We start from the raw sequence: 333 nt of genomic DNA, 5'->3' as shown, positions 1-333 counted from the left end.
TCTTCTTCCCGGACTTGGGATGCCTGCCAACACCTTTAAATAGGAGATTGGAGAACAGAGTAATGGTAGTTGAGTCTATGATTTGCAGTCGTTTGAGCCATGATGGAACCTGCTGCTTTCGGCTGTCCGAGGAAAGCAAGTCCTTGTATCGGGCATATAGGCTGCGGTAGGTGTCCTCAAACACCTTTTCAGACCTGCGGGCGTTGGCATCCGACAATGTGCTGCGTCTGGGCATCGTGCTTATGCCAAGATGGGCGAGTTTGCGAGACTCGGGAAACATGGAGTCTGAAATCTCGCGCAATGAGTCGAATCTTCTGATGACAGCGTAAAGCA

The 333-nt window shown here is 50.8% G+C and carries 1 protein-coding gene; it reads right to left on the bottom strand.

The genetic code is table 11. The annotated features are described in order from the left end of the window. On the bottom strand, window positions 1–333 hold a 333-nt coding region (locus tag I6E40_RS10785), incomplete at both ends, for a DUF4372 domain-containing protein (RefSeq protein WP_235387288.1).

Source organism: Prevotellamassilia timonensis, assembly GCF_021531665.1.
GTDB lineage: Bacteria > Bacteroidota > Bacteroidia > Bacteroidales > Bacteroidaceae > Alloprevotella.
The sequence above is the reverse complement of the archived record's forward strand: the minus strand, read 5'-3'. Positions and strand labels throughout refer to the sequence as shown.